Annotated in this window: 6 protein-coding genes and 6 tRNA genes; 1 reads left to right on the forward strand and 11 read right to left on the reverse strand. The window is 35.4% G+C overall.

Translation table 11 applies throughout. The features are described 5' to 3' along the window. Positions 1 to 141 precede the first annotated feature (141 nt). From CN514_RS05390 to CN514_RS05420, 7 genes are all read right to left on the reverse strand, one after another. Positions 142 to 216, reverse strand: a tRNA-Gln gene (locus tag CN514_RS05390). 204 nt (positions 217 to 420) lie between these two features. After that, a tRNA-Asp gene (locus CN514_RS05395) sits at positions 421 to 496 on the reverse strand. Between the two features lie 12 nt (positions 497 to 508). Continuing rightward, positions 509 to 584: transfer RNA gene (locus CN514_RS05400), tRNA-Val, on the reverse strand. A gap of 10 nt (positions 585 to 594) precedes the next feature. Continuing rightward, positions 595 to 669, reverse strand: a tRNA-Glu gene (locus CN514_RS05405). A 7-nt stretch (positions 670 to 676) separates the two neighbouring features. After that, positions 677 to 767 (reverse strand) — tRNA-Ser (locus CN514_RS05410). A gap of 7 nt (positions 768 to 774) precedes the next feature. Beyond that, a tRNA-Asn gene (locus CN514_RS05415) sits at positions 775 to 849 on the reverse strand. An 83-nt stretch (positions 850 to 932) separates the two neighbouring features. Beyond that, positions 933 to 1,385, reverse strand: a complete 453-nt coding sequence (locus tag CN514_RS05420; protein ID WP_098231724.1) for a SprT family protein — start codon at positions 1,383 to 1,385, stop codon at positions 933 to 935. 303 nt (positions 1,386 to 1,688) lie between these two features. On the opposite strand from CN514_RS05420, the gene cmpA reads away from it, so the two are divergent. Beyond that, a complete protein-coding gene (gene cmpA, locus CN514_RS05425; protein WP_088003988.1) occupies positions 1,689 to 1,799 on the forward strand; it encodes a cortex morphogenetic protein CmpA in 111 nt (36 codons plus the stop codon). Here the strand turns inward: cmpA and CN514_RS05430 are convergent. The 4 genes from CN514_RS05430 to alr form a co-directional block, all read right to left on the reverse strand. Continuing rightward, positions 1,789 to 3,987 (reverse strand): Tex family protein, encoded by a 2,199-nt coding sequence (locus CN514_RS05430; RefSeq protein ID WP_176525805.1) that lies wholly within the window; start codon positions 3,985 to 3,987, stop codon positions 1,789 to 1,791. The two genes, cmpA and CN514_RS05430, sit on opposite strands and share 11 nt — an antisense overlap. A gap of 117 nt (positions 3,988 to 4,104) precedes the next feature. Beyond that, positions 4,105 to 4,455 carry a type II toxin-antitoxin system endoribonuclease NdoA gene (gene ndoA, locus CN514_RS05435; RefSeq protein ID WP_056476047.1) on the reverse strand — a complete coding sequence of 117 codons (351 nt, stop codon included), beginning with the start codon at positions 4,453 to 4,455 and terminating at the stop codon, positions 4,105 to 4,107. Positions 4,456 to 4,459: 4 nt separating this feature from the next. Beyond that, positions 4,460 to 4,741, reverse strand: a complete 282-nt coding sequence (locus tag CN514_RS05440; RefSeq protein WP_069033898.1) for a CopG family ribbon-helix-helix protein — start codon at positions 4,739 to 4,741, stop codon at positions 4,460 to 4,462. Positions 4,742 to 4,884: 143 nt separating this feature from the next. After that, the gene (gene alr, locus CN514_RS05445) at positions 4,885 to 6,051 is read right to left on the reverse strand and encodes an alanine racemase (RefSeq protein WP_098231726.1); all 1,167 of its coding nucleotides are present in this window, start codon (positions 6,049 to 6,051) and stop codon (positions 4,885 to 4,887) included. Positions 6,052 to 6,153: the final 102 nt, after the last annotated feature.

Below are 6,153 nucleotides of genomic sequence, written 5' to 3' on the forward strand. Positions count from 1 at the left end.
TGAGCTAATGGCTCGTAATATAAAGATATTACAAGTATAACTAAATACCAAATATTTTTAAACCAACTTACTGTCTACACGATCGCGTCTAAGATAAAAGCAAATCCCCATACCTTAAACATATTAATAAAAAAACTAAAATGGCTGGGCTACCTGGATTCGAACCAGGGCATGACGGAATCAAAATCCGTTGCCTTACCGCTTGGCTATAGCCCATTGATTTAGCACCATGAATTAACTCCTCCGAGTTAACATCATGAACTTACACCGCAGGATTTTTTTTATGTTGTATTGCCCTTACCCCTCGAATCAACTCCTCAAGATAAAAAACAATCCGACATTTCAATACTAACTCCAAAAACCCACTCTTACTATTTTTCTCCAGATAAAGAAAAAAATACTACAATTTGTAGTAAATAATGGCGGTCCCGACCGGGATCGAACCGGCGATCTCCTGCGTGACAGGCAGGCATGTTAACCGCTACACCACGGGACCATATGTAGTTAATGGTGGAGGATGACGGGCTCGAACCGCCGACCCCCTGCTTGTAAGGCAGGTGCTCTCCCAGCTGAGCTAATCCTCCAGGATAAAAATGGTGACCCGTACGGGACTCGAACCCGTGTTACCGCCGTGAAAGGGCGGTGTCTTAACCGCTTGACCAACGGGCCTAATATATGGCAGAGAAGAAGGGATTCGAACCCTCGCACCGCGTAAACGATCTACACCCTTAGCAGGGGCGCCCCTTGAGCCACTTGGGTACTTCTCTATAATAATGGCTCCGCAGGTAGGGTTCGAACCTACGACCACTCGGTTAACAGCCGAGTGCTCTACCACTGAGCTACTGCGGAAAAATACTAATCTTTTCATCAAGTGCTAAAACGTGATGACAAGTATTAATATAAACTAAATGCATATTAGATGTCAACACTATTTATGATAGTTTTAATGGACTTTTGCATAATCCACATACATAGCGTTTTATGTCCACTTTTCTTTTTCTTAAGAAAGCATGCCCACACCCTGAACATCTATATTTATACTTATAAGAATGCGTTGTTTTTTTTATTGAATTTAGTGGTTTACAATACCTAGGAGCACCTACCTTTTTTAATAGCTCTTTAAAATCTCTATCTTCGTGCTTATATCCTTTCTTCATAATATGAAGGTGATAATGACATAGCTCGTGTAATATGATCCCCTTTAACTCTTCGATTCCGTGTTCTTCAAAATAAAACTTATTTAATTCGATATTACTTGTTTTTAATAAATACCTACCACCAGTTGTCCTCAATCTAGTATTGAAAGAAGCTTGGTGGAGAAATGGTCGTTCGAAATAAGTGATTGATAGTTCTTCAACCAGTTTTTGTATCTCCTCATTATCCATTTATGAATCGCCATCCTTTATTTCTTCTTTTATTATAACTGAACAACTCACAAATTCTTGGGTATGCGCATACATTAAACTTACAAATGAGAATTTCAAAAGATCTTATTAGTACGATTTATGCTAAATGGGCTGCTCTTAGTAAATCTCTCTACAACGGCGTAATTTTTACTATCAAAATGAACAATACAGTTATCCTTTTAATACAATGTATCGGAAGGTTACCCCTCACTCATTTATTTCATCGCCCATCCTCAAAAAAGATGGGCGAAGATTTTTAAGTTGGAGGTTTTCATCATGGTAATGCCTAGTTGGCTTAAAACTCAAATGCAAAAAGCATTTTATGAAAAAAACCGTTATCAAATTAAATTATTGAATCAATGTTGGTTTTATTATCAAAAAATCAAGCTTTGATGATTTCTTTCGATTCAATTGGTAACATAGATAAACCTACTCTTTGTTTCTTTTGGTCTACTTCAGCAATCCATACTTTTACTACTTGACCAACCGATACAACATCAAGCGGATGCTTAATAAATTTGCTACTCATTCTAGAAATATGAACAAGGCCATCATTCTTTAGCCCGATATCAACAAACGCACCAAAATCGACTACGTTTCTTACTGTTCCTTCAAGTTCCATCCCTATTTTTAGGTCTTCAATTTGAAGAACATCTTGGCGAAGGATTGGTGCAGCTAATTCATCTCGTAAATCTCTTTCAGGTTGCATTAATGATGCTAAAATATCTTTTAGCGTAATTTCACCAATATCTAGTTGTTCTGATACTTCTTTTAAATTAATCGTTTTTAACTGTTCTTTCAATTCATTTGAACCAATTTGGCTCGTTGAGAAATTTAATTGCTTTAATAATTTTTTTACTTGCACGTAGCTCTCCGGATGAATACTTGTTCGGTCTAAAGGCTCATCTCCTTCAAGAACACGTAAAAATCCAATACATTGCTCATATGTTTTAGCGCCTAATCTCGGTATTGTTTTAAGCTCTTTTCGGTTTGTAATTTTCCCTTTTTCGTCACGGTAATTAACAATATTTTTCGCTACTGTTTTGGACAAACCTGATACGTATTGAAGTAGTGAAACTGATGCTGTATTTACATTTACACCTACTTGGTTAACAGATGTTTCAACGACAAATGATAATGATTCATTTAAGCTCTTTTGTGATACATCGTGTTGATATAATCCTACCCCAACAGATTTCGGATCAATTTTTACTAGTTCTGCTAACGGATCTTGAAGTCGTCTTGCAATTGATACTGCGCTTCGTTCCTCAACTTGGAAATTTGGGAACTCTTCTCTTGCTAGCTCAGATGCTGAATAAACACTTGCGCCAGCTTCATTTACAATTACATAGTAAGTATTATTTTTCATTTCTTTTAAAATTCCAGATATAAACAGCTCTGTTTCTCTCGAAGCCGTACCATTTCCAATTGCGATCATTTCTATTTTATATTTGAAAAGAATATCTTTAATTTTTGTAATTGCTTGTTCTCTTTTATTTCTTTGAACCTCTTCTCTTTCTCCTCTGAAAGGATGAGGGTAAATCACATCTATTTTGAGCACTTTGCCCGTCTCATCTACTACTGCTAATTTACAACCTGTACGAAATGCAGGATCTACTCCTAGTACGATTTTCCCTTTTAATGGTGGTTGCAATAATAATGAACGCAAGTTTTCTGAGAAAATATTAATCGCGTGTGAATCAGCTTTTTCGGATAATTCTTTACGAATCTCTCTTTCAATTGAAGGCTGAATTAATCTTTTATATGCATCTTCAACGACTTCCATTAAGATTGGTCGTACAAAAGTGTCCTTTGTAATAACCCTTTTTTCTAAATATAAAATAATCTCATCATAAGGAGATTGAATTGCAACTTTTAAAATATCTTCTTTTTCTGCACGATTCATTGCTAGTATTCTATGTGGAACAATCTTTGAAATTGGTTCAGAGTACTCGTAATACATTTCGTATACTTTTTTCTCGTCTTTTTCGGAGTCTTTTACCGTACTGTCAATCGTTCCTTTTTTGAAGGTAACTTCACGAATCCACTTGCGATAAGTAGCATCGTCTGCAATCCATTCCGCAATTATATCTTTTCCACCTTGAATAACTTCATCAACTGTATTAACTTCTAGTTCAACATTTATGTATTTTAACGCTTCATCCGCAAGTGAACCTTCATTTGGCATTGAAAATAACCATTCTGCAAAAGGTTCTAACCCTTTATCTTTTGCTACTGTAGCACGAGTTCTTCTTTTTTCTTTATATGGTCGGTATAAATCTTCAACTTCTTGTAGCTTTGTAGCTAATGTAATACTTTTACGTAAGTCATCAGTCAGTTTCCCTTTTTCCTCAATTAAACGGATTACTTCATCTTTTCTCGTTTGAAGATTTACAGCATACTCATATTTTTCTAAAATTGAATGAATTTGCACCTCATCAAGAGAACCCGTTTTTTCTTTTCGATACCTGGCAATAAAGGGAATCGTATTTCCTTCTTCCTTTAATTCAATTACGGTAGCTACTTGTTTTGTAGTAATCGATAAATCAGATGCAATTTTATTAATCAATTGTTGTGACAAAATTAACGCCTCCAATTTTTGGGAATTTTAAAGGACCTAAAATAACCCTTTCAAGACGAAAGGGTTACAAAACAATTTATTCTAATCTATGTAGGTAAAGCTGCTATAAAAGCAACTTTAAAAATCAACAAGTCCTAAACTGATTTGCAACGCTTCGTCAACCTGATCCATCATCTCATCATCAAGATGTGTTATCTTATCGGTTAATCGTTGTTTGTCAATCGTTCGAATTTGTTCTAGTAGTATAACCGAATCACGTTCAAATCCATATTTTTTAGCATCGATTTCAACATGTGTTGGAAGCTTTGCTTTTTGGATTTGTGCTGTAATCGCAGCGACTATAACGGTAGGACTAAAACGATTACCGATATCATTTTGTATTATGAGAACCGGACGAACTCCACCTTGTTCTGAGCCAACTACAGGGGAAAGGTCTGCAAAATATACGTCGCCACGTTTTACTATCAAGTGATTACCCCCCGCTAACTAAGCGCTCCACTTTAGAATCCGCTTCAGACTCAGCATAGAATGACTCAGAAGATATTAATAAGTTGATTTTAGCCATTTCCATGTATCCACGTCGCATTTGTTCGCGACTTTGGCGTCTTTTACGATCTTTTAAAAACATCTTAGTCGCTTGATAAATATACTCATTTCGATTACCGTTTTCTTGCTTTACTAATCCATCTAGTTCGCTTACTACATGTTTTGGTAAACGTACTGTTATTTCAGTTGTCGCATTTAGTTCGGACAAGTTTCAGCACCTCCAGAATCAACTATTACCCATATATCTCCCTATACTACATCATACCATTATTTTCAGTGATTGGAAAGACACATATCTTCGTTTATCTTAACCAAATAACAGTGTTTCATACTTTAATACATAAATTACAATTAATCTAATACTAGATAATTACTTATGGACTTAATATTTCCATTCTTTTTATATACCCTTGGTACTCTATGATTTATAAGGCAAGTTACTTCATAATTGATGGTATTCATATGTGTAGCGACTTCCTCAGCCGTTACTGCTCCATCCTTACTTTCTCCTATTAAAGTCACTTTTGTACCAACAGGATAATGTTTAGAAAGCTTGATCATACACTGATCCATACAAACTCTACCAACGATTTCTGCCTTTTCACCTTCAACCAACACAGAAAATCCTTGCATATCTCTAAGCCAGCCATCTGCATACCCAACTGGTAACGTCGCAATCCACTCCGAATCAGAAGTAAAATACGTTGCACCATAACTTACACCACTGTTAGCTGGTAATTGCTTAATATGAGTGATTTTCGTATAAAGCGATAGTGCTGGTTTTAAAGTAAATGGTAACATTGGTTTTATTTCTAAAGATGGAGTTAAACCATACATGATAATACCAACACGTACAGTATTAAATAAGTTTGTTTCTAATGCAGCCGCTGCACTATTTGCACAATGAATTAACTCTGGAGAGAATCCACTGCTCTTAACCCATTCTATACATTCATAAAATTTATCTACTTGCTCATTAAAATAGGATCTATTTAGCTCATCAGCAGTAGCAAAATGTGTAAATAAACCTTCCAGTATAATTGATGGATTTTTTCGTAAGATCGATGCAGCTTGCTCCCATTCAGATTTTGTTTTTAGGCCTAATCTCCCCATCCCAGTATCAAATTTAATATGAATCATTGTACGATCTGTGCTTTTTAGATTTTTAGTAATACCTTCTAACCAATCAACATTATATGCCGTTAAAGTTAATTTATTCTTGATTGCAACGTTAATATCCTCTGGTCTAGTTGCTCCTAACACTAATATCGGCGCCTCTATACCCGCATTGCGCAGAAAAATCCCTTCATCAATAAAAGCAACTAATAATCTTGTTGCTCCAGACTTCAATGCTTGTTTCGCTACTTCAACGTAACCATGTCCATATGCATTCGCTTTTAAAGCTACATATATTTCTTGATGATTAGGGTAAAGCGATACAATATTTTTGATGTTTTCCTCAATTGCATCTAAATCTACTTCTACCCAAGTGTCGCGATAAAATGATGTTTCTGTCATGAACTACACTTCCTTATCGATTTACCCATTACTCTTTTTTTATATTTGTAAAATTATTTGCTTATTTTACTATAAATGTCAACCAATATACTACTCATTTAT

Source organism: Bacillus sp. AFS001701, from assembly GCF_002559405.1.
Classification (GTDB): Bacteria; Bacillota; Bacilli; order Bacillales; family Bacillaceae_G; genus Gottfriedia.